This is a genomic window from Streptomyces litchfieldiae, from assembly GCF_031845365.1.
In the GTDB taxonomy this organism is placed as follows: Bacteria; Actinomycetota; Actinomycetes; order Streptomycetales; family Streptomycetaceae; genus Streptomyces; species Streptomyces litchfieldiae.
On sequence record NZ_JAVREL010000005.1, the window covers coordinates 232128 to 252781 of the forward strand.

Genomic DNA, 20654 nt, shown 5'->3' on the forward strand with positions numbered 1-20654 from the left:
GGACGGAGAGGAAGGCGGAAGGATGGCAGGCCAGGAGGGCGGAAAGCACGAGGGGCCCAAGGCACCGCTGGTGCCCATGCCGTTGCCAACGCCGCATCCGGATGGCAACACGCCTGCGGGCGGCGGGACACATCGCAAGGACGACAAGAAGTGAGAACGAGCGCGTCGGCCGTCTCCGGGTGGCGGGATGCGGCCCGGGCCGTGCCGCGCGCGGCTTTTCTGCCTGAGCGTGTGTGGCCATTCGACCAGGGCGGCGGTCGGCACCGCTTTGTGGACCGCGCGGCCGACCCCGATGCCTGGCACGCGGCCGCCGAGGCAGACGTGCCGATCACCACACAGTGGGACGACGGTCGGCACAACGGTGACGCCCCCGGAGACCTCCCGACATCTTCGGCGTCCCAGCCAAGTCTGGTGCTGAGGATGCTGGACATGCTGGACGCTCATCGTGCCGAGCGCGTTCTCGAAGTGGGCACCGGCACAGGCTGGAACGCCGCTCTGCTCGCGCACGCGCTGGGGGACGAGGCAGTCACCAGCGTGGAGGTCGACGCGACCGTCGCGGCCAGGGCCCGCCGGGCCTTGGCCGCGGTGGGGCTGGGCCCCCGGGTGGTGACCGGGGATGGAAATGCCGGGTGGCCACCCGGCGCGCCCTACGACCGGATGATCGCGACGTACGGACTGCGCCGCATCCCCTGGGCCTGGGTGGAGCAGATGAGGCCCGGCGGGGTGATCGTCGTGCCGTGGGGCACACCGTGGAGTCCGGCGGACGCGCTGGTCCGCTTGGTCGTCGCCGAGGATGGTGCGTCGGCGAGCGGCCAATTCGCGGATGATTTGGTGCAGTTCATGAAGGCACGGAGCCAGCGCCACACGGTGGAGCACGCGACGTACGTGTCCGGGCCCTGGCCCCACGGCGCCGACGAAAGCGCCACCGCTCTGGGGCCGGAGGTTATGACCGGCGGCTCTTACGATCCGGCGCTGTTCGTTCTCGGCCTGCTGGTCCGGCAGTGCGCGCTGGCCGTCGGCACCCAGGATGACGGCACCACCGTGGCCTGGCTGTACGGCCTGGGCGGCGATGCGTCGTGGGCCGCGGTGGGCTGGCGCTCGGGGACGGACGGCGGAGAGGTGTATCAGCACGGGCCGCGGCGCCTGTGGAGCGAGGCCGAGGCGGCTCTGGGGTGGTGGCGTCGCCGGGGGGAGCCAGGCCCCGGCCGTTTTGGGCTCACCATCTCCCGAGAGGGCGAGCACATCTGGCTGGACACCGGCGTCCCGCTCCCGTGACGCGGAAGCGTCAAACCGGCCCGGCGCTGTTCATCCCCACCACCGCCTGGGCCCCGTTCGTCGAGGCCGCGAAGGGCGGGGCCTTCACGGCTCGTAATTGATTTGCGCCCCGGCGCGTGCACGCCTAGGCTCGCGTGCTTCCCCCTCCTCCCGGGCCGCCGTTCGTCGCGTGCGCGGGGTTGGAGCCGACCGGTCGGCAACCGGTCGGCGTGCTCCCTGACCCCGTCGTATCCCGGAGGCCCCGCCGTGTCCGCCCGTTCCCCTCTCGACGACGAACGTGACCACCTCGCCGCGTCCCGCGCGGCCCTGCGCGCCATGCGGGCCGATGCCGAGGCCCTGGACATCCGGGATGTCACGGCGAACTGGGTCAACGCCGAGGTGCTGGCCTCGGAGATCGGGCTGCGCATCAAGTCGCTGGCCGACCTGGCGGGGACGCCGTTGTTCTTCGGGCGGCTCGACTACTCGGAGGCGCTGGACGAGGACGGCGAGGCCGGGCACCGGTTCTACATCGGGCGGCGGCATGTGCACGACGCCGACGGGGACCCGATGGTGATCGACTGGCGCGCGCCGGTGTCGCAGCCGTTCTACCGGGCGTCCAAGCAGGACCCGCAGGGGGTGGAGCTGCGCCGCCGGTTCGGGTACGAGGGCGGCGAGCTGACCGCGTACGAGGACGAGCGCCTCTCCGATCCGGCGGAAGAGGCGAAGACCAGTGCCCTTCTCCAGCGCGAGATCGAACGGCCGCGCGTCGGGCCCATGCGGGACATCGTGGCGACGATCCAGCCGGAGCAGGACGAGATCGTGCGTTCGCCGCTGTCCGGGACGGTGTGTGTGCAGGGCGCGCCGGGCACCGGGAAGACCGCAGTGGGTCTGCACCGTGTGGCGTATCTGCTCTATTCCCACCGGGAGCGGCTGGCGCGCAGCGGCACGCTGGTCATCGGGCCGAACCGCTCGTTCCTGCGTTACATCGAGCAAGTGCTCCCGGCACTGGGTGAGTTGGAGGTCAAGCAGGCCACCGTGGACGAGCTGGTGGCGCACGTCGAGGTGCGGGGCGTGGACGGCGCGGCGGCGGCCGGGATCAAGGGTGACGCGCGGATGGCGGAGGTGCTGCGGCGGGCGGTGCGGTCGGGGGTGCGGATGCCCACCGAGGGGCTGGTGGTGGTGCGCGGCTCCCGGCACTGGCGCGTTCCGGTGTATGAACTGGAGGAGATCGTCCGGGAGTTGGCGGGCCGGGACATGCGGTACGGGTCGGCGCGGGAGGCGTTGCCGCAGCGGATCGCGCACGCCGTTCTGGTGCGCATGGAGGCGGCGGGCGAGGCGCCGGACGACCGGGTGCAGAACGCGGTGGCGCGCACGCCGGCGGTCAAGGCGGTGGTGAAGGAGTGCTGGCCGCTGGTGGATCCGGCGAAGCTGGTGCTGCGGCTGCTGTCGGACGGCGACTTCCTGGCCGAGCACGCCGAGGGGATCCTCACGCCGGAGGAGCAGAAGGAGATCCTGTGGGAGCGGCCGGCCCGGAGCGTGAAGTCGGCGCGCTGGTCGGCGGCGGACGCGGTGCTGATCGACGAGGCGCGGGATCTGGTGGAGCGGACCGGTTCGCTGGGGCATGTGGTGCTGGACGAGGCGCAGGACCTGTCGCCGATGCAGTACCGGGCGGTGGGGCGCAGGTGCAGCACCGGTTCGGCGACGATCCTCGGCGACATCGCGCAGGGCACGACGCCCTGGGCGACGGAGAGCTGGGCGGCGGCGCTGGCCCATCTGGGGAAGACCGACGCGGTGGTGGAGGAGCTGACGCAGGGCTTCCGCGTGCCGCGCGAGGTGATCGCGTACGCGTCGCGGCTGCTCCCGGCGATAGCGCCGGAGCTGTCGGAGGCGACGTCGGTCCGGGAGGCGGCCGGGTCGCTGGAAGTGCGGCTGGCGGCGCCGGGCGGGCTGGACGCGGCGGTGGTGGCGGCGTGCCGGGAGGCGCTGGAGCGCGAGGGGTCGATCGGCCTGATCGCGGCGGACGCGCGGGTGCCGGCGCTGGCCGGGGCGCTGGCGGAGGCGGGACTCACGCATCTGGCGCCGGGTCAGGAGACGTCGGCCGACGCGCGGCTGACGCTGGTGCCCGCGTCGTTGGCCAAGGGTCTGGAGTACGACTACGTGGTGCTGGACGACCCGGCGGCGGTGGTGGACGGCGAGCCGGACGAGCGGACCGGACTGCGCCGGCTGTATGTGGCGCTGACCCGGGCGGTGTCCGGACTCACGGTGGTGCACGCGGCGCCGCTGCCGGACCTGCTGGCGACGGCCGCCGCGGCCTGATCCGTCAGCGCACTTCGATCCGGGTGTTGAGGGCGACGCCCGAGCCGGGAACGTAGCCGTGGCACGGGCCGATCGACGAGCTGGTGCTCTCGGTCGGGCTGACCGTGACCCAGGGGCCCTCGTAGGTGCCGATGTAATTCGGGTACGACGGGTTCGGGTAGGTGTCGTAGCAGTCGGCGACCGCCCGGAAGGTGAAGTCGCCGGCCCCGGCCGGGCACGTCACCTGGCCCCAGCCGATCTGACAGTCGGCGGGATCGGCCACCGCACCGGGCGCGAACACCACCCCGCCACCGAACGCGGTCGCCGCCGCCAGTGCCACACCGGTCATGATCCGTGCACCACGCATCACGCGCCTCCTTTTGGTCGAAAACCGACGCCAGAGTGATATCGAACGCGTTCGAAGGCAAGTCCCCGGACGTGGCGAGAAGTTCACCGTCGACGGTAGACGTCGCGCCGGTTGCCGACGCGCACGACGAGGACGACGAGATCGCCGTTGTCCACCGAGTAAGCGACGCGGTAAACCCCCACCCGGAGCCGGTAAAGCCCCTCATGACCGGCCAGTTTCTTGACGTCGACGTCCTCGCGGTACGGGTCGTCGCCGAGTGCTGTCAACGCGGCCAGGATGCGCATTGCGTCGGGCTGGGAAATGACCCGGAGCTGCCGCCGGGCCGCAGTGGTGAAGCGGAAGGCGTATTTCATGCGGCAGTCTGGTCCCGGCCGCCGTCCTCGCCGAACAGATCGGCCAGCAACTCGCCCAGTCCGACAGTCTCCTCACCGCGGTGGGCCTCGGCTTCACGGGCGAGAAGCTCGTCCGCGGCGTCCTCCAGCGCCTCGTACTCGTGGATGGGCACCAGCGCCGCCACAGGAGTGCCGTTCCGGGTGATGACCGTGGCGTCGCCGCTCTCCGCCCGGTCGATGAGTGCGGACAGCCGGGCGCGGGCTTCTCGAACACTGATGGTGTCAGCCATGAGGCCAAGTGTACACACGCACGCGTACACAAGGGCGGTGTCCACGCGCCCGGGCGACAATGGCCGCATGGCCGCTGACCACGACACCCTGCTCGCCGGATTCGCCGCGCTCGCCGGGCCGGGGGCCCGGGATGTGGGGGAAGAGCTGCTGGCGCGGTGGGGCGAGCCGCACCGGCACTATCACAACGTCGCGCACCTCGCCGCCGTGCTGGAACGGCTGGAGCCGCTGCGGGAGTACGCCGACGATCCGGTCGCGGTCGCTCTGGCGGCCTGGTTCCACGACGCCGTCTACGACCCGTACGCCTCGGACAACGAGGAGCAGTCCGCCGCGCTCGCCGAGCAGCTGCTGCCGCCCGGGCCCCGGCGGGCGGAGGTGGCGCGGCTGGTGCGGCTCACCGCCGGGCACGACCCGGCCGACGGCGACCGGAACGGCGCGGCGCTGTGCGACGCCGACCTCGGCGTGCTGGCGGAGCCGCCCGCGCGGTACGCGGCGTACGCGGCGGCCGTCCGCCAGGAGTACGGCTTCGTGTCGGACGAGGACTTCCGCGCGGGCCGGGCCGAGGTGCTGCGCCGGCTGCTGGTGCTGCCCCGGCTGTTCCGCACGCCGTACGGGGCCGAACACTGGGAGGCCACCGCCCGGTTCAACATGCACGGCGAGCTGGGCCTGCTGACCGGCTGACCCGGCCCGCGCCGTCGGCCGTTCACCCGTCCCGGGAACCGGCCTCCACCAGCGAGCCGGCGCGCGGCGGGTTCGTGGCGACCACCAGCGCCGGGCGGCCGGTGGCCCGGGACTGGAGCCAGGCGCCGACCAGCGCGGCGAGGACCAGCCCGGCGCCGAGCCAGGCGGTCCACGCGTAGCCGAGCCCGGCGCTGATCACCAGGCCGCCGGCCCAGGGGCCGACGGTGTTGCCGGTGTTGAACGCGGAGGTGGCGGTGGCACCGGCCAGGGTGGGCGCGCCGGCGCCGGCGACGTTGAAGATGCGGGCGTTCAGGCCGGGCGCGCACAGGAACGCGGCCAGGCCGAGCAGCGCGGACAGCGTCACGGTGGCGACGGCGTTGTGGGCGGTGACGGCGACCAGGGCCAGCACGGCGGCGGAGGCGGCCAGGCCGGTGTAGAGGGTGCCGAACATGTGCGCGTCGGCGAGCCGGCCGCCGAGGATCGTGCCGGTCAGCGCGCCGACGCCGTACAGCACCAGCACGACGGGCACCCAGCCCTCGCCGAGGCCGGTGACGTCGGTGAGCAGCGGGGCCAGGTAGGAGAAGAAGCAGAACGTGCCGGCCGCGAACAGCGCGGTGGTGGCCATGGCCAGCCACACCTGCCCGTCCCGGTAGACGCGCAACTCCTCGCGCAGCGGGGTCCGTTCGGCCGCCGAGCCGGGCTCGGTGCGGGGCACGAAGGCCAGCACGCCGACCAGCCCGGCGGCGGTCATCAGGGCCACCGCCCAGAACGCCGCGCGCCAGCCGAGGCTCTGCCCGAGGACGGCGCCGCCGGGCACCCCGGCGATGTTGGCGATGCTGAGTCCGCCGATCATGACGGCCATGGCGCGGGCCCGGGCGTCCACCGGCACCAGCGAGATCGCGACGGCGGCGCCCACGGCCCAGAAGCCGGCGCACGCCAGCGCGCTCACCACCCGGCAGACGAACAACACCCCATACCCCGGCGCGAGCGCCCCCACCACATGCCCGAGGCCGAAGACGGCGAGCAGGCCGACGAGCGTCTGCCGCCGGGGCAGCCGCTGGGTGGCGGCGGCGAGCACGGGGGCGCCCACGACCATGCCGATGGCGAACGCGGATATGAGCAGACCCGCGGTGGGGATCGACACGTCCAGGTCGTCGGCGACTTCGGGCAGCAGCCCGGACAGCATGAACTCCGAGGTCCCGAGGGCGAAGACGGCGGCGCCGAGGACGTAGACGGCAATGGGCAGGCGTGTGGAAGAGAGAGCGGGCACGACCCGCACAACGAGTCGGGTCCTAAACGCATTCCCCGCGTTCCCGACCGAAATCGCCTTGACAGTTGACCGAAACCGGGCCGTCACCCGGCGGCCACTACGCGAAGAGGTACCGGTGCGCGGTGCTCCACGCGACCCTGTCGTCCAGCTCCCGCAGATAGCCCTCCGCCGCCCAGGTGGCCTGCGGCTCCCGGCCCGCCGCGGCGAGGCGGCGGCACAGGTCGGCCGTTCCCCGCTGGACCTCGATGACGGCGTCGACCAGGCCGTCCGCCGAGGCCAGGCCATACGCGGCGCGGAAACGTTCCAGGCGGCCGCGCCGGTCGGGCGGGGCCGGGTACCGCAGCCAGCGCACGGCCTCGGCGTCGTCCCGGAAGGGGGCGGTGTACTCCAGCGCGTAGGCCACGTCGTGCAGCGGCGGCGCCGGCCGGGCGTAGTCCCAGTCGATGAGACCCACCGGGCGGCCGTCCCGCCAGACCACGTTCCACGGACCGAAGTCGCCGTGGCAGACGACCTCGCCGTCACCCGGCGCGCCGGGCCCGGTGACCCAGACGGCGCCGGGCGGCGGCACGAAGCCGGCGACCGCGTCGTGGTACTCGCGCAGCAGCCGGGCGAACGCGGTCAGCCCCGCGTCGTCCACCACGGGCGCCCACCCGGCGGGGCCCGCCTCCCCGGGGATGTGACTCAGCACCTCGCGCCCCTGCTCGTCGATCCCCAACACCCGTGGCGCGTAAGGGAATCCGACGGCCGCCAGATGGTCGAGCAGCGCGTGGACCGCGGGCGTCCACGGCTGCACCGGCCGCCGAACGGTGTCCCCGATCCGCACAACACGCCGGTGCGGCTGGTCCTGGAACACCTCGTCGACCGAAAGGTCACCAGTCATGCGCGAAATGGTGGCAGACACGCCGGAGCCCCGGCCATCGCTTTACGACGGCGGCACCCCATCAGGGGCGCGGGGCCGTGACATCGTGCGGCTCCGCCGCGTGGGCGCGACCGGCCACGGACGACCCGCGCGCTCGCGACGGCCGCGCCCCATAAGGGGCGCGGGGAACTGCGCGACCAGCCACGCACGGCCCGCACATTCGCGACGGAGGCGCCCACAAGAGACACGGGGCCGCGGAGCGCCGAAGCTCAGGCCGAAAGCACCTGCACCTGTTCCTCCCGACCGACATCGCCCGCCGCGCACGCCGCGGCCAGCTCGTCCAGGGACACCTCCAGGGCGGCGGCCAGCGCCGCCACCGTGAAGAAGGCCGGAGTCGGCGCCCGCCCGGTCTCAATCTTGCGGAGCGTCTCCGCGGACACCCCCGCCGCCGCGGCGACCTCCACCATGCTGCGCTCGCCCCGCGCCTCGCGCAGCAGCGCGCCGAACCGCTCTCCGCGCTGCCGTTCCCACGGGGTCAAAGGAGTTCTCACCATGCCCGTGATACTAATACCGGTATAAGAATTGGAGGGAAACATGGTGGAGATCAAGACCGACGCGGCACTGGACGCGATGCGGGAGGCCGGTCGTGTCGTGGCCCGGGCACTGGCCGCCGCCCGGGAGGCGGCCAGGGTCGGGGTGTCCCTGCGCGAGCTGGACGAGGCGGCCCGCACCGTGCTGGCCAAGGCCGGGGCCCGCTCGCCGTTCCTCGGCTACCGGCCGTCCTTCGCGCCCACCCCCTTCCCGGCGGTGATCTGCACCTCGGTCAACGACGCGGTGGTGCACGGCATCCCCACCGACTACCGGCTGCGCGACGGCGACCTGGTCAGCGTGGACTGCGGCGCGGAGCTGGACGGCTGGACCGGGGACGCCGCCATCAGCTTCACCGTCGGCACCCCCCGGCCCGCCGACCTGGACCTGATCGACGCCACCCAGCGGGCCCTCGACGCCGGCATCGCCGCCGCCACCGTCGGCCACCGCCTCGGGGACATCGCCCACGCCATCGACACCGTCGCCAGGGCGGCCCGCTGCGGGATGCCCGCCGACTTCGGCGGCCATGGCATCGGCCGCCGCATGCACGAGGACCCCCACGTGCCCAACCGGGGACGCCCCGGCCGTGGCTTCCCCCTGCGCCACGGCCTGACCCTGGCGATCGAGCCGATGTTCATGGCCGGGGGACGCGACGCCTACCGCACGGGGACCGACGGCTGGACCCTGCTCACGGTCGACGGCAGCCGGGCGGCCCACATCGAGCACACGATCGCCATCACCGAGGAGGGTCCCCGCGTCCTGACGCTGCCCTGAGTCTCAGCGCCGACGCGGGAAGACGGCGATGAGCAGCGCGCCGAGCAGGACCAGGCCCGCGTTGGCCGCGACGGCGAGGCGCACGCCGGACAGGACGGCGTCGGGGGTGTCGGCGCCGAGCGCGGTGGTGCGGGCGGTCACGATCGTGCTCATGACCGGGATGCCGAGGGTGATGCCGACCTGCTGGGTCATCGTGGCGAGGCCGGTGGCCAGGCCCTGTTCGGAGTCGGGGAGGCCGGAGGTGGCGGTGATCATGAACCCGACGATGACGAGCATGTTGCCCACGCCGCCGATGAACGTGGCCGCCAGCAGCAGCCAGATCCACCCATTGGCATTCCCGAGGGCGATCAGCGACAGCGTGGCGGCGGCCTGGACCACGCCCCCGGTGACGATCGTGGCGCGAGTGCCGAGGCGGCCGGCGGCCCGGCCGCCGAGGGTGCCGCCGACGACGGTGCCGATGCCGAGCACGCCGAAGGACAGGCCGGTGGCCAGGGCGGAGTGGCCCAGCACCTCCTGGAGGTAGAGGGTCAGCAGGAAGACCAGCGAGGTCTCGGTGACGAACGCGATGAGACCGGCGGTGTTGCCCCAGATGACGCTCGGGCGGCGGAGGATGCGAACGGGCACCAGCGGCGCGGGGGAGCGCTTCTCGATGTGCCAGAAGACGACGAGCGCCGCGGCGCCCGCGCCCAGCGCGGTCAGCGTGCCGGGCGCCGTCCAGCCGGCCTCGCCCGCCCGGGTCAGCCCGTAGACGAGCGCGAGCAGCCCGCCGGTGACGGTGATGGCGCCGGGCACGTCGAGGCGGGGGCGGTCGGCGGGCCGGGAGTCGGTGAGCGCGCCGGGGGCGAGGATGAGCACGGCGGCGGCCACGGGGACGTTGATGAGGAACGCCCAGCGCCAGGAGAGCAGGTCGGTGAGCAGGCCGCCCAGGACGGCGCCGGCCGTGAACCCGGCGGACATCAGCGCCCCGTTGAGCCCGAGCGCGCGCTCCCGCAGCGGGCCCTCGCGGAAGGCGGTGGTCAGCAGCGACAGCCCGGCGGGGGTGACGGCGGCGGTGGCCAGGCCCTGGAGGACGCGGGCGGTCAGCAGCACCTCGGGCGAGGTGGCCAGCCCGCCGAGCGCGGAGGAGGCGCCGAGCAGCGCCATGCCCGCCAGGAAGAGCCGCTTGCGGCCGAAGAGGTCGGCGATCCGGCCGAAGAGGAGGGTGAACCCGGCGGCCGTGAGCGCGAACGCGGTGGCGATCCACTGCAACGAGCCCAGGGAGAAGTCCAGGCCCGCACCGACGACCGGCAGGGCCACGTTGAGGATGGAGAAGTCCACGGCGATCATGAACTGCGCGCCGAGGAGGAGGGTGAGAACGAGCCGCTGGCGGCCGGTGAGCCGGTCCCGCGCGGGGCGGACGGCGGTCGGGGTGGACATCGGGCGTCCCTTCCGGGGAGCGAGAACTAACGGGACCAGAGACCCGTTAGCCTGAACGGGGACGACCGTAGCAGAGCATCAGCGCTAAAGGGAACTGGAGACCCGTTATGACCGAACCCGGAACCGTGCGACCCGGCGGGCGCACCGCGCGGGTGCGGGCGGCCGTGCTCGAAGCCGCCGGGGACGCCCTGGCCGAGCGGGGCTTCCCGCATCTCGACCTCGCCGATGTGGCGCGCCGCGCCGGGGTGGGCAAGACGACCGTCTACCGCCGCTGGGGCACCACCACCGCGCTGGTCGCCGACCTGCTGGCGGACATGGCCGAGCAGTCGCTGCCGCGCACCGAGACCGGCTCCCTGCTCGACGACCTCCGGGCCAACGCGCAGCTCGTGCGCCGCACGCTCGCCGACCCCCGGCAGGGCGCGCTGTTCAAGGCGGTCATCGCCGCCGCCACCTGTGACGAACGGGCCGCCGAGGCGCTGCACCGCTTCTACGCGATCCGGGTGGACGAGTGGGCGCCCTGCGTCGAACAGGCCGTGGCACGCGGCGAGTTGCCCGAGGGAACCGATCCGGGCGAGGTGATCCGCGCCGTCTCGGCGCCGCTGTACTACCGGCTGCTGGCCGGCGGTCAGCCGCTGGACGAGGCGGCGGCCGAGCGCGCGGCCGGGGCCGCCGCGGCGGCGGCCCGGGCCGGCGCCTACGCCCGTTGACGCCGCGTCAACTTCCCTCTACCACAGTGTGCGGACGCGAATCGCCGCCACCCCCGGCGCCGGGCGAACGCCGCGTCTGCTGTACGGTGACGGCCTTCACTCGGGGGTAACTCACCGCCGCAATGCGGTAGTTCAGTAACATTCACACTGAGAGAGGGCCACAATGGCCACACATACACGGGGATTCTTCACACGCCGGTGCGTCGCGCTGGCAATCGCCACCACCGGGGGACTGCTGCTCGCCGGCTGCGGGGGCGGCGACTCGGACGGCGGCGACGGCAACGGCGGCGACGCCCCGGACAACGCGCTGACCGAGCTGTGGCAGAGCGAACCGACGCCGGGGGCCAACGAGGACGGGGTGGCGTCCACCGCGCTGTGGGCCACCGAGAGCACGGTCGCCGAGGTCACCGACGGCGGAGTGCGGAGCCTGGACGCCGCCGGCGGCGAGGTCCGCTGGGAGCTCACGGCACCGTCGGGCGTGGGCGAGGTGTGCGCCGTGTCGCCCACCACGAACGCCGAGGGCATCGGCGCGGTCATGTACAACGCGGCGCCCGGCGAGGACAGTTGCGGCATCCTGGCGGTGGTGGACTCGGACGCCGAGGGCGCCGAGCCGCTGTGGACCCAGGACCTGACGCCCGAGGACGGCCTGATCTCGTTCGTCGGCGTGACGGTCGCGGACGACGTCGTCTCGGTCAGCCTGGGCGGCAAGGACATGCACCAGTTCACGGTCGCGGGCGAGGAGCTCCCGCCGCCCACGGTGCCCGGCGGCACCGACTGCCAGGACGGCGCCCGCTGGGCGGCCGGGGGGAACTACCTGGTGGCCGTCGCCCAGTGCGACATCTTCGAGGAGGTCTACCAGTTCACGGCGTTCGACGCGGCCAGCCGCAGTGAGCTGTGGACCCTCCCGGAGATGCCGCTGGAGTACGAGGGCGTGGCCGAGGTCATACCCGGCGGCGAGCACCTGACCGTGCTGACCACGGCCGGCCAGCTCGTGACGTTCGACGAGAACGGCGAGGTGCTGTCCGAGATCGTCGAGGAGGTCGAGGGCGGCGAGATCGACCTCATGTTCGGCCCGCAGTGGGCCTCCGTCCAAGGCCAGGTGATGTTCGCGTTCGAACTCGCCAGCGATGACCGCCTGGGCTTCGACCTGACCACCGGCTCCGAGCTGTGGCGCGAGGCGTTCCCCGCGCCCACCACGCTCGGCGGCGGCGACGGCCGGGTCCTCGCGGTGTACGGCGAGGAGGCCGGCGCCGAGGCGGAGTGGTACCAGCACGTGGCGGCGCTGGACCCGCAGGAGGGCGCGCAGACGCTGGTGGGCGTGCTGCCCCGGATCGAGGGCGCGTCGTTCACCTCGCCGTCGACCCTCTCCGTGCTGGGCTCCACCCTCTATGTGACCTATGAGGTCGAGGGCGAGACCGGCGAGGTCACGATGCGGACCGCCGCGTACGAGCTGCCTGCCTGATCCTGGCGGGCTCAGCGGCGCTTGGGCCGGCGCAGGCCGGCCTCGCGCAGCCGGCGCACCAGCTCCCTGCTGCCGACCTCCACCGCGCCCAGCGCGACGGCGTCCCGGTAACGCTCCTCGGGCACGTCGTAGTGGTCCCGGTCGAAGGCGCGCGGCGGGGAGCCCAACCGGGCGGCGAAATCGTGCAGTTCGGCGAAGGACACGTCGCTCGCCAGGTGCGACCACAGCCGCCCGTGCCCGGGCCACGCGGGCGGGTCGATGTACACGGTCACCGGCGCGCCCCGGCCAGCGAGCCGACGGCGGCCACGGGGCGCCCGGTGACGCCGCACACCCAGTGCGGGTCCTCGCCGAGCTCCGGCTCGACGTCCAGCGCGTGGAACTCCTCCTCGGCGCACAACGGGCACAGCGGCCAGCGCCCGCGCGTGGCCAGCAGCGCGTCCTGGATGTCCTGGGCCAGCAGCCCGGTGACGAAAACCGCCCCCGCCGGCCACTGGTCGCACCACCAGCGGCGGTGCGAAACTGCCTTCTCCAGCATGGAGACTTCCTCCGGGCCGGCCACCCCGTCCGCCGCGAGATCGGCCAGTACCAGGGCCCTCCCCCGATGCAGGGCCTCTTCCGAAGTGGGCTGTTCCATACCGACCATTGGACCAGAGTTCTGGCGGTTTGCCGACCCGCCCGGCCACCTGGGAGGGCTTGACGGACATCTCTTCCGAAAATACGTTTCAGACGTGAGGAATGCCATGAAGGAAAATTTCGTCCGGCGGACCGGCAGACCCCGACCCGTCGCCGTGGCGCCCCGACCCGCTCCTCCCGAGCCGGGCGCGCTCGCCGCGAAGGTGCGAACCATGGCGCCTTCCATGACCCGTTCCATGCAGCGCGTCGCCGAGACGGTCGCCGGTGACCCGGCCGGCTGCGCCGCGCTCACCGTCACCGGCCTCGCCGAGCGCACCGGCACCAGCGAGGCCACCGTCGTGCGCACCGCCCGGCTGCTGGGCTACCCCGGCTACCGCGACCTGCGGCTGGCCCTGGCCGGCCTCGCCGCGCAGCAGGCGTCCGGCGCAGCCCCCGCCGTCACCGCCGACATCTCGGTGGACGACCCGATGAGCGAGGTCGTCGCCAAGCTCACCCAGGACGAACGGCAGACCCTCGCCGACACCGCGGGCGCCCTCGACCTGGCCCAGTTGGAGGCGTCCGTCGGCGCGCTGGTCTCCGCCCGCCGCATCGACGTCTACGGCACCGGCGCCTCCTCCCTGGTCGCCCAGGACCTGGCGCAGAAGCTGCTGCGCATCGGGCTCATCGCCCACGCGCACGCGGACCCGCACCTGGCCGTCACCAACGCCGTTCAGCTCCGCACCGGCGACGTCGCCGTGGCCATCACCCACTCCGGCCGCACGGTGGACGTCATCGAGCCGCTCCAGGCGGCGTTCGACCACGGGGCCACCACCATCGCCGTCACCGGGCGGCCCGACGGCGAGGTGACGCAGTACGCCGACCACGTGCTCACCACCTCCACGGCCCGCGAGAGCGAGCTGCGGCCGGCCGCGATGTCCAGCCGCACCAGTCAACTGCTGGTGGTGGACTGCCTGTTCATAGGCGTCGCGCAGCGCACTTACGAGAGGGCGGCGCCCGCGCTGCACGCCAGTTACGAGGCCCTGGCCCACCGTCACTCGCCACGTGAACGCTAATCACCCACCGGAGAGCCGCTCCCGATGTCCACCGAGTTCGATTCGCTGACGACCGAGGCGTACCGCCCGGAGCTGGCCGAGATCGACCAGCGCTCCACGCTCGACATCGCCCGCACGATGAACGCCGAGGACGCCCTGGTCCCCGGCGCCGTCGCCACCCAGTTGCCGCGCATCGCCGCCGCCATCGACGCGGCGGCGGAACGGATGGCGCGCGGCGGCCGGCTGCTCTACCTGGGCGCGGGCACGGCCGGGCGGCTGGGCGTGCTGGACGCCAGCGAGTGCCCGCCCACGTTCAACACCGCGCCCGGCGAGGTCATCGGCCTCATCGCGGGCGGCCCGGACGCCATGGTGACGGCCGTGGAGGGCGCGGAGGACAGCGACCGGCTGGCGGCGGCGGACCTGGCGGCGCTGGGGGTGACGGCGGACGACGTCGTCGTCGGCGTCTCCGCCTCCGGCCGCACGCCCTACGCGGTCGGCGCCGTCCAACACGCCCGCGCGCTGGGCGCGTTGACCATCGGTGTGTCCTGCAACGCGGACTCGCCGCTGGCGGCGGCGGCCGAGCACGGCATCGAGATCGTGGTGGGTCCCGAGCTGATCACCGGCTCGACCCGGCTGAAAGCCGGTACCGCCCAGAAGCTGGTGCTCAACATGATCTCGACCATCAGCATGATCCGACTTGGCAAGACATACGGGAATCTGATGGTCGACGTCCGCGCCTCCAACGAGAAACTACGCGCCCGCTCCCGGCGCATCGTCCAGCTCGCCACCGGCGCGCCCGACGACGTGATCGAATCCGCGCTCACCGCCACCGGCGGCGAGGTCAAGCACGCGATCCTCACCATCCTGGGCGGCGTGGACGCGCCGACCGCCGGCCGCCTGCTGACCGAATCGCGCGGACACCTGCGCGCCGCGCTGACGGCGGCCCGCTCATGAGCACCGCCGAGATACACCGCTGCCTGGCCGCGGCGGGCCGGACCCCGGACGAGCTGGCCGGGCACGAGCCGCTGTCCGGCGGCACCTACAACACGATCCACCGCGTCCGGCTGACCGACGGCACCCGCCTGGTGCTGAAGCTGCCGCCGTCCAGGGACGTGCCCGCGCTGACGTACGAACGCAACATCCTGCGCGGCGAGGTCGCGTTCTACCGCGCCGCGGCGGACGTCGGCGTACCGGCGCCCGCCGTGGTGGCCGCCGACGACGACTTCGTGCTGATGACCGAGTGCCCGGGCACCGGCTGGCACGAGGCCCCGCCGCCCGCCGCCGACCGGGACCGGCTGCGCCACGAGCTGGGCGCGCTCACCGCGCGGCTGCACACGGTCACCGGCCCGCGCTTCGGCTACCCGGCGGCGCGATACCGGCCGGTGCCGACTGGCCCACGGCGTTCACCGCGATGATGGACGCCCTGCTGGCGGACGCCGACCGCTTCGCCGTCCACCTGCCCGTGCCCGCGGCGCGCCTGCGCGAACTGACCGGCGCCGCCACCCCGGCACTGGCCGAGGTCACGGTGCCGGTGCTGGTCCACTTCGACCTCTGGGACGGCAACGTTCTGCTGCACGAGGGCCGCGTCAGCGCCCTCATCGACGGCGAACGGATGTTCTGGGGCGACCCGTTGGCCGAGCTGACCTCGCTCAACCTGCTGGGCATGCCCGACGACGACCCCGCCCTGCTCGCGGGCTACGGCACGACCACCTTCGACGACGCGGCCCACACCCGGATGGCGCTCTACCGCTGCTACCTCAACCTGATCATGCTGATCGAGGCCACACCCCGGGGCTACGGACAGGACCGGCACGCCTGGCTGGACGAACACGTGGCCCCCGCGCTGCTCGCGGACGTGGAACTACTGGAAAAACTCCGCTAGGCCGAGCCGAGGGCCAGCGGCCCTTAAGGGGCGCGGGGCCGTGACCTTGAGCGGCTCCGCCGCGTGGGCGCGACCAGCCACGTACGGCCGGCACGTGCGCGACCACAGCCCCAAGCGGAGCGCGTCGCGCTACGCGCGCCTCGTCGCGTCGTAAACCGCCGCCGTGGTCACGCCGTAGGCCATGTGCGGCACCACGTCCGACAGCCAGGCCCCCGCACTCCACGTGCCGGGCCGCGTCACGCCCAGCGCGGTGGCCGGTACATCGCTGCCCGCCATGACCGCGGCGCCGAGCAGTGGCCCGGCGAGGGCGGGCGGCGGGCCGTCGGCGCGTGCCCGGGCCAGCCCGTAGACGGCGCCCGCGCCCAGGCCCGTGAGAACGCCGAGCAGCGCGCCCGCGGCCTGCTCGCGGTTCGGGGCGCGTTCGTCGCCGTCCGGGTCGAGGCCGGCCCGGCGCGCGAGGCGGTCGGCGACCCGTTCCGGCATGGTGCTGGCCGGCCGGCCGCGGATCAGCATGTCGCCGTAGGTCACGGCGTTGAGGGCGATGGTGCCGGCCGCGCCGGCCAGCAGCCCTCTGGCGAGTGGACGCATGACTCCCGGAGTACCCGCCGGGGGCGCGGGCGAACGCGAAGGGGCGGCACCCCGTGCGGGATGCCGCCCCTTGCACCCTGCTGGCAGGGACGCGGATGGACTCAGAAGTCCATGCCACCGCCCATGCCACCGGCCGCGTCGCCGGCGCCGGCGGCGGCCTTCTCCGGCTTGTCGGCGATGACGGCCTCGGTGGTCAGGAAGAGCGCCGCGATGGAGGCGGCGTTCTGCAGCGCGGAGCGCGTGACCTTGGCCGGGTCGATGATGCCGTTGGCCAGCATGTCGACGTACTCACCGGTCGCGGCGTTCAGGCCGTGACCCGGGGTGAGGTTCCGCACCTTCTCGACCACGACGCCGCCCTCGAGGCCGGCGTTGACCGCGATCTGCTTCAGCGGGGCCTCCAGGGCCAGCCGCACCGCGGCGGCACCCGTGGCCTCGTCGCCCTCCAGCTCCAGCTTGTCGAAGACGCTGGACGCCTGGAGCAGGGCCACGCCACCACCGGCGACGATGCCCTCCTCGACGGCGGCCTTGGCGTTGCGCACCGCGTCCTCGATGCGGTGCTTGCGCTCCTTCAGCTCCACCTCGGTGGCGGCACCGGCCTTGATGACGGCCACGCCGCCGGCCAGCTTCGCGAGGCGCTCCTGGAGCTTCTCGCGGTCGTAGTCCGAGTCGGAGGCCTCGATCTCGGCGCGGATCTGGTTGACCCGGCCCTGGACCTGGTCGCTGTCGCCCGCACCGTCGACGATGGTCGTCTCGTCCTTGGTGATGACGACCTTGCGGGCCCGGCCCAGCAGGTCGAGGGTCGCGTTCTCCAGCTTGAGGCCGACCTCCTCGGAGATGACCTGGCCGCCGGTGAGGATCGCGATGTCACCCAGCATCGCCTTGCGGCGGTCGCCGAAGCCCGGGGCCTTGACGGCGACGGACTTGAAGGTGCCACGGATCTTGTTGACGACGAGGGTGGACAGCGCCTCGCCCTCCACGTCCTCGGCGATGATCAGCAGCGGCTTGCCCGACTGCATGACCTTCTCCAGCAGCGGAAGGAGGTCCTTCACGTTGCTGACCTTGGAGTTGACGATGAGGATGTACGGGTCCTCGAGCTCGGCCTCCATGCGCTCCATGTCGGTCGCGAAGTACGCCGAGATGTAGCCCTTGTCGAAGCGCATGCCCTCGGTGAGCTCCAGCTCCAGCCCGAAGGTCTGCGACTCCTCGACGGTGATGACGCCTTCCTTGCCGACCTTGTCCATGGCCTCGGCGATCAGCTCGCCGATCTGGGTGTCACCGGCGGAGATGGAGGCGGTGGAGGCGATCTGCTCCTTGGTCTCGACCTCCTTGGCCTGGTTCAGCAGGGCCTCGGAGACCTTCTCGACCGCGGCCTCGATGCCCCGCTTGAGGGCCATCGGGTTGGCGCCGGCGGCCACGTTGCGCAGGCCCTCGCGGACCAGCGCCTGCGCCAGCACGGTCGCCGTGGTCGTGCCGTCACCGGCCACGTCGTCCGTCTTCTTGGCTACTTCCTTGACGAGCTCGGCGCCGATCTTCTCGTAGGAGTCCTCGAGCTCGATCTCCTTGGCGATCGACACACCGTCGTTGGTGATCGTGGGGGCGCCCCACTTCTTCTCCAGCACGACATTCCGGCCCTTGGGGCCGAGCGTGACCTTGACGGCGTCAGCGAGCTGGTTCATCCCGCGCTCAAGGCCGCGCCGCGCCTCCTCGTTGAACGCGATGATCTTGGCCATGTGAAGTGGTCCTCCCAGGACTGGGGTGGATTGCTCCGGACCGCGCTGGCGCCCGCGACGGACGGCCCCGGGACCCGGCGGCTCCTTGCTCCGCCGGCCTCGTGACCTCACCGAACCGGTCCTTGCTGTCACTCTCACCTTCAGAGTGCTAACGCCCATGATTAGCACTCTGGCCATGAGAGTGCAAGCAGACAGGGGCGGCGCCGGCGCGGAACCGGGCACGCGTCAGGGCTCGCACCCGGCTGGGTGCGAGCCCTGTTCGGAGGTCGCGGTGCGGTCGGCGATTCAGGCGCTCACTCGGACCATGTCGGCCTGTGGACCCTTCTGTCCCTGCGAGATCTCGAACTCGACCCGCTGTCCCTCTTCCAGAGTGCGGTAGCCGTCCATCTGAATCGCGCTGTAGTGGACGAACACGTCCGCACCACCGTCTACCGCGATGAAGCCGTAGCCCTTCTCCGCGTTGAACCACTTGACGGTGCCCTGAGCCATTCCTAACTCCCCATTTTGCTGGCCCTTTCACGAGACCGCACTTCGCGGACCCGGGTCAGACCTCTCAGACCCCACCCCCGGGCGGTCGGGGGGTGTGCGCCGGAACGCGTCGACCGCCGCTGAATGTATCTGGACGGACGCCCAGTGCAACAGGCCATTCGGCAGAGAATTCTTGACGGATCAGAACGGGCAAATACCGCACAAGAGTAGAAAGTTGAATGTTTCTCCGCACCCCAAAAGTGCCAACCCGACAATTGGTGCACCGATTCGGCGCATATTCTTGGCGGCAAGTGTCGTGAATTCACATGCGGAGCACACTGCTGAACGCCGGGGAAACGCTCATGCTGAAGGGGACACGCTCACTCTAGCGCCCGGGAACGCGCGGCCGCCCCGAACCCGAGAAGGCGCGGGGCGGTCGTAACGGAAACGGAATGTCAGCCTCCGGCGACCGCCGGGATGATCGAGACGCCGGCGCCGTCGGGCGTCGCAGTGCCCAGCCCATCGGCGAAACGGACGTCGTCGTCGTTCACGTAAACGTTCACGAAACGGCGCAGCCTGCCCTCGTCGTCCAGCACCCGCGCGGAGATGCCCTGGTGGTTCCGCTCCAGGTCGGCCAGCACCTCGGCGAGCGTCCCGCCCTCGGCGGAGACCTCGGCCTGACCGCCGGTGTAGGTACGGAGGATGGTCGGGATTCGGACAGTAACGCTCATGATGCGAGGCCAGCCTCTCGGAACGAGTCCAGGTTCGGACGGATGATCGCGGACGGACCGGTGGTCGGTTCCACCGCGTCCAGGGTCTTGAGGCCGTCGCCGGTGTTCAGGACGACCGTGGTCAGCGTGGGGTCGAGCACGCCGGCCTCGATCAGCTTGCGGGTCACCCCCACGGTCACCCCGCCCGCGGTCTCGGCGAAGATCCCCTCGGTGCGGGCGAGCAGCTTGATGGCGTCCACGACCTGCTCGTCCGACACGTCCTCGACCGCGCCGCCGGTGCGCCGCGCGATGTCCAGCACATAGGGGCCGTCGGCCGGGTTCCCGATGGCCAGCGACTTGGCGATGGTCTCGGGGCGCACCGGCCGGACCACGTCGTGGCCGGCCTTGTACGCCTGCGCCACGGGCGAGCAGCCGGTCGCCTGGGCGCCGAAGATCTTGTAGGGGCGGTCCTCGACCAGACCGGTCGCGATCAGCTCCTTCAGCCCCTTGTCGATCTTGGTGAGCTGGGAGCCGGAGGCGATCGGGACGACGAGCTGGTCCGGCAGCCGCCAGCCGAGCTGCTCGCAGATCTCGTAGGCCAGCGTCTTGGAGCCCTCCGCGTAGTACGGGCGGAGGTTCACGTTGACGAAGCCCCAGCCCTCCCCGGCGGGGTCGCCGATGAGCTCGCTGCAGAAGCGGTTGACATCGTCGTAGGTGCCCTCGATGCCGACGACGTCGCCGCCGTACACCGCGGCCATGACGACCTTGGGCTGCTCCAGGTCGTGCGGGATGAAGACGCAGGCCCGCAGGCCCGCGCGGGCCGCGGCGGCGCCGACGGCGCCGGCCAGGTTCCCCGTGGAGGAGCAGGAGAGCGTGGTGAAGCCGAAGGCACGGGCGGCCTCGACGGCGTTGGCGACGACCCGGTCCTTGAAGGAGTGGGTCGGGTTGCCCGAGTCGTCCTTCACGTACAGGCCGCCGGTGACGCCCAGCTCGGCGGCCAGCCGGTCGGCCTTGACCAGCGGCGTCCAGCCGGGGTTCATGTTCGGCTTGCCGGCCACGTCGGCGGGCACGGGCAGCAACGGGGCGTAACGCCAGATGTTCGCGGGGCCCGCCTCGATGCGGCGACGCAGGCCCTCGGGGTCGCCCGCCGGCAGATCGTAGGCGATCTCCAGCGGGCCGAAACAGGACTCGCACGCGAAGGCCGGAGTGAGCGGGAAGCGCTCCCCGCACTCCCGGCAGGAGAGCGCCACGGCGGGGCCGAGATCGACGGCCGGGGTGGCGTTGCGTGCGGACGCGGTGACTGTTGGCACAGACATGGG

24 protein-coding genes are annotated in these 20654 nt (G+C 72.6%); 10 read left to right on the forward strand and 14 right to left on the reverse strand.

Annotated elements, in window-relative coordinates; genetic code table 11:
* Positions 1 to 22 precede the first annotated feature (22 nt).
* From RM590_RS11745 to RM590_RS11755, 3 genes are all read left to right on the forward strand, one after another.
* The gene (locus RM590_RS11745; RefSeq protein ID WP_311704415.1) at positions 23 to 154 is read left to right on the forward strand and encodes a hypothetical protein; all 132 of its coding nucleotides are present in this window, start codon (positions 23 to 25) and stop codon (positions 152 to 154) included.
* Entirely contained in the window at positions 151 to 1275 is a 1125-nt protein-coding gene (locus tag RM590_RS11750) for a methyltransferase domain-containing protein (RefSeq protein ID WP_311704416.1), read from the forward strand. The genes RM590_RS11745 and RM590_RS11750 overlap by 4 nt, the downstream gene beginning before the upstream one ends.
* Positions 1276 to 1521: 246 nt before the next feature.
* Positions 1522 to 3570 (forward strand): HelD family protein, encoded by a 2049-nt coding sequence (locus tag RM590_RS11755; protein ID WP_311704417.1) that lies wholly within the window; start codon positions 1522 to 1524, stop codon positions 3568 to 3570.
* 4 nt (positions 3571 to 3574) lie between these two features.
* Here the strand turns inward: RM590_RS11755 and RM590_RS11760 are convergent, their stop codons facing one another.
* From RM590_RS11760 to RM590_RS11770, 3 genes are all read right to left on the reverse strand, one after another.
* Positions 3575 to 3916 (reverse strand): hypothetical protein, encoded by a 342-nt coding sequence (locus RM590_RS11760; protein ID WP_311704418.1) that lies wholly within the window; start codon positions 3914 to 3916, stop codon positions 3575 to 3577.
* 83 nt (positions 3917 to 3999) lie between these two features.
* Positions 4000 to 4269, reverse strand: coding sequence for a type II toxin-antitoxin system RelE family toxin (locus RM590_RS11765; RefSeq protein ID WP_311704419.1), 270 nt, complete (start codon positions 4267 to 4269; stop codon positions 4000 to 4002).
* Positions 4266 to 4538, reverse strand: coding sequence for a type II toxin-antitoxin system Phd/YefM family antitoxin (locus tag RM590_RS11770; RefSeq protein WP_311704420.1), 273 nt, complete (start codon positions 4536 to 4538; stop codon positions 4266 to 4268). The genes RM590_RS11765 and RM590_RS11770 overlap by 4 nt, the downstream gene beginning before the upstream one ends.
* Positions 4539 to 4605: 67 nt before the next feature.
* On the opposite strand from RM590_RS11770, the gene RM590_RS11775 reads away from it, so the two are divergent.
* Complete coding sequence (locus tag RM590_RS11775) at positions 4606 to 5217, forward strand: HD domain-containing protein (protein WP_311704421.1); 612 nt, start codon at positions 4606 to 4608, stop codon at positions 5215 to 5217.
* 22 nt (positions 5218 to 5239) lie between these two features.
* Here the strand turns inward: RM590_RS11775 and RM590_RS11780 are convergent, their stop codons facing one another.
* The 3 genes from RM590_RS11780 to RM590_RS11790 form a co-directional block, all read right to left on the reverse strand.
* Positions 5240 to 6463, reverse strand: a complete 1224-nt coding sequence (locus tag RM590_RS11780; RefSeq protein ID WP_311704578.1) for a Cmx/CmrA family chloramphenicol efflux MFS transporter — start codon at positions 6461 to 6463, stop codon at positions 5240 to 5242.
* Between the two features lie 121 nt (positions 6464 to 6584).
* Positions 6585 to 7367 (reverse strand): aminoglycoside phosphotransferase family protein, encoded by a 783-nt coding sequence (locus tag RM590_RS11785; RefSeq protein WP_311704422.1) that lies wholly within the window; start codon positions 7365 to 7367, stop codon positions 6585 to 6587.
* 248 nt (positions 7368 to 7615) lie between these two features.
* On the reverse strand, positions 7616 to 7900 hold the full coding sequence (locus tag RM590_RS11790) for a helix-turn-helix domain-containing protein (protein ID WP_311704423.1): 285 nt from the start codon (positions 7898 to 7900) through the stop codon (positions 7616 to 7618).
* A gap of 40 nt (positions 7901 to 7940) precedes the next feature.
* Between RM590_RS11790 and map the strand changes: the two genes are divergently transcribed.
* Positions 7941 to 8708 (forward strand): type I methionyl aminopeptidase, encoded by a 768-nt coding sequence (gene map, locus RM590_RS11795; RefSeq protein WP_311704424.1) that lies wholly within the window; start codon positions 7941 to 7943, stop codon positions 8706 to 8708.
* A gap of 3 nt (positions 8709 to 8711) precedes the next feature.
* Here the strand turns inward: map and RM590_RS11800 are convergent, their stop codons facing one another.
* Positions 8712 to 10124, reverse strand: a complete 1413-nt coding sequence (locus tag RM590_RS11800) for an MFS transporter (protein WP_311704425.1) — start codon at positions 10122 to 10124, stop codon at positions 8712 to 8714.
* Between the two features lie 107 nt (positions 10125 to 10231).
* On the opposite strand from RM590_RS11800, the gene RM590_RS11805 reads away from it, so the two are divergent.
* On the forward strand, positions 10232 to 10831 hold the full coding sequence (locus RM590_RS11805; protein ID WP_311704426.1) for a TetR/AcrR family transcriptional regulator: 600 nt from the start codon (positions 10232 to 10234) through the stop codon (positions 10829 to 10831).
* Positions 10832 to 10994: 163 nt separating this feature from the next.
* Positions 10995 to 12293: an outer membrane protein assembly factor BamB family protein gene (locus tag RM590_RS11810; protein ID WP_311704427.1), complete on the forward strand. Its 1299-nt coding sequence runs from the start codon at positions 10995 to 10997 to the stop codon at positions 12291 to 12293.
* An 11-nt stretch (positions 12294 to 12304) separates the two neighbouring features.
* Here RM590_RS11810 and RM590_RS11815 read toward each other — a convergent pair whose 3' ends face one another.
* The gene (locus RM590_RS11815) at positions 12305 to 12565 is read right to left on the reverse strand and encodes a DUF4031 domain-containing protein (protein ID WP_311704428.1); all 261 of its coding nucleotides are present in this window, start codon (positions 12563 to 12565) and stop codon (positions 12305 to 12307) included.
* Complete coding sequence (locus tag RM590_RS11820; protein WP_311704429.1) at positions 12562 to 12927, reverse strand: hypothetical protein; 366 nt, start codon at positions 12925 to 12927, stop codon at positions 12562 to 12564. Before RM590_RS11820 ends, RM590_RS11815 begins: the two co-directional genes overlap by 4 nt.
* Before the next feature lie 211 nt (positions 12928 to 13138).
* Between RM590_RS11820 and RM590_RS11825 the strand changes: the two genes are divergently transcribed.
* The 3 genes from RM590_RS11825 (at position 13139) to RM590_RS11835 (ending at position 15839) form a co-directional block, all read left to right on the forward strand.
* The gene (locus RM590_RS11825) at positions 13139 to 13978 is read left to right on the forward strand and encodes a MurR/RpiR family transcriptional regulator (protein WP_394813852.1); all 840 of its coding nucleotides are present in this window, start codon (positions 13139 to 13141) and stop codon (positions 13976 to 13978) included.
* A gap of 24 nt (positions 13979 to 14002) precedes the next feature.
* A complete protein-coding gene (murQ, locus tag RM590_RS11830; RefSeq protein ID WP_311704431.1) occupies positions 14003 to 14911 on the forward strand; it encodes an N-acetylmuramic acid 6-phosphate etherase in 909 nt (302 codons plus the stop codon).
* Positions 14912 to 15197: 286 nt separating this feature from the next.
* A complete protein-coding gene (locus tag RM590_RS11835; RefSeq protein WP_311704432.1) occupies positions 15198 to 15839 on the forward strand; it encodes a phosphotransferase family protein in 642 nt (213 codons plus the stop codon).
* A 129-nt stretch (positions 15840 to 15968) separates the two neighbouring features.
* On the opposite strand, the gene RM590_RS11840 is transcribed toward RM590_RS11835, so the two are convergent.
* The 5 genes from RM590_RS11840 to thrC form a co-directional block, all read right to left on the reverse strand.
* Entirely contained in the window at positions 15969 to 16427 is a 459-nt protein-coding gene (locus RM590_RS11840; RefSeq protein ID WP_311704433.1) for a hypothetical protein, read from the reverse strand.
* A 101-nt stretch (positions 16428 to 16528) separates the two neighbouring features.
* Complete coding sequence (groL, locus tag RM590_RS11845; protein ID WP_311704434.1) at positions 16529 to 18157, reverse strand: chaperonin GroEL; 1629 nt, start codon at positions 18155 to 18157, stop codon at positions 16529 to 16531.
* Between the two features lie 285 nt (positions 18158 to 18442).
* Positions 18443 to 18646 carry a cold-shock protein gene (locus tag RM590_RS11850; RefSeq protein WP_010035953.1) on the reverse strand — a complete coding sequence of 68 codons (204 nt, stop codon included), beginning with the start codon at positions 18644 to 18646 and terminating at the stop codon, positions 18443 to 18445.
* 434 nt (positions 18647 to 19080) lie between these two features.
* Positions 19081 to 19356 (reverse strand): MoaD/ThiS family protein, encoded by a 276-nt coding sequence (locus RM590_RS11855; RefSeq protein ID WP_311704435.1) that lies wholly within the window; start codon positions 19354 to 19356, stop codon positions 19081 to 19083.
* A complete protein-coding gene (gene thrC, locus RM590_RS11860; RefSeq protein ID WP_311704436.1) occupies positions 19353 to 20651 on the reverse strand; it encodes a threonine synthase in 1299 nt (432 codons plus the stop codon). The genes RM590_RS11855 and thrC overlap by 4 nt, the downstream gene beginning before the upstream one ends.
* Positions 20652 to 20654 lie beyond the last annotated feature (3 nt).

Excerpts from the sequence above, each read along its gene's own strand:
- RM590_RS11745 (WP_311704415.1), top strand. The coding sequence starts at position 23 with ATGGCAGGCCAGGAGGGCGGAAAGCACGAGGGGCCCAAGGCACCGCTG.
- RM590_RS11760 (WP_311704418.1), bottom strand. The coding sequence starts at position 3,916 with ATGCGTGGTGCACGGATCATGACCGGTGTGGCACTGGCGGCGGCGACC.
- RM590_RS11765 (WP_311704419.1), bottom strand. The coding sequence starts at position 4,269 with ATGAAATACGCCTTCCGCTTCACCACTGCGGCCCGGCGGCAGCTCCGG.
- RM590_RS11770 (WP_311704420.1), bottom strand. The coding sequence starts at position 4,538 with ATGGCTGACACCATCAGTGTTCGAGAAGCCCGCGCCCGGCTGTCCGCA.
- RM590_RS11775 (WP_311704421.1), top strand. The coding sequence starts at position 4,606 with ATGGCCGCTGACCACGACACCCTGCTCGCCGGATTCGCCGCGCTCGCC.
- RM590_RS11785 (WP_311704422.1), bottom strand. The coding sequence starts at position 7,367 with ATGACTGGTGACCTTTCGGTCGACGAGGTGTTCCAGGACCAGCCGCAC.
- RM590_RS11790 (WP_311704423.1), bottom strand. The coding sequence starts at position 7,900 with ATGGTGAGAACTCCTTTGACCCCGTGGGAACGGCAGCGCGGAGAGCGG.
- map (WP_311704424.1), top strand. The coding sequence starts at position 7,941 with ATGGTGGAGATCAAGACCGACGCGGCACTGGACGCGATGCGGGAGGCC.
- RM590_RS11800 (WP_311704425.1), bottom strand. The coding sequence starts at position 10,124 with ATGTCCACCCCGACCGCCGTCCGCCCCGCGCGGGACCGGCTCACCGGC.
- RM590_RS11805 (WP_311704426.1), top strand. The coding sequence starts at position 10,232 with ATGACCGAACCCGGAACCGTGCGACCCGGCGGGCGCACCGCGCGGGTG.
- RM590_RS11810 (WP_311704427.1), top strand. The coding sequence starts at position 10,995 with ATGGCCACACATACACGGGGATTCTTCACACGCCGGTGCGTCGCGCTG.
- RM590_RS11820 (WP_311704429.1), bottom strand. The coding sequence starts at position 12,927 with ATGGAACAGCCCACTTCGGAAGAGGCCCTGCATCGGGGGAGGGCCCTG.
- RM590_RS11825 (WP_394813852.1), top strand. The coding sequence starts at position 13,139 with ATGGCGCCTTCCATGACCCGTTCCATGCAGCGCGTCGCCGAGACGGTC.
- murQ (WP_311704431.1), top strand. The coding sequence starts at position 14,003 with ATGTCCACCGAGTTCGATTCGCTGACGACCGAGGCGTACCGCCCGGAG.
- RM590_RS11840 (WP_311704433.1), bottom strand. The coding sequence starts at position 16,427 with ATGCGTCCACTCGCCAGAGGGCTGCTGGCCGGCGCGGCCGGCACCATC.
- groL (WP_311704434.1), bottom strand. The coding sequence starts at position 18,157 with ATGGCCAAGATCATCGCGTTCAACGAGGAGGCGCGGCGCGGCCTTGAG.
- RM590_RS11850 (WP_010035953.1), bottom strand. The coding sequence starts at position 18,646 with ATGGCTCAGGGCACCGTCAAGTGGTTCAACGCGGAGAAGGGCTACGGC.
- RM590_RS11855 (WP_311704435.1), bottom strand. The coding sequence starts at position 19,356 with ATGAGCGTTACTGTCCGAATCCCGACCATCCTCCGTACCTACACCGGC.
- thrC (WP_311704436.1), bottom strand. The coding sequence starts at position 20,651 with ATGTCTGTGCCAACAGTCACCGCGTCCGCACGCAACGCCACCCCGGCC.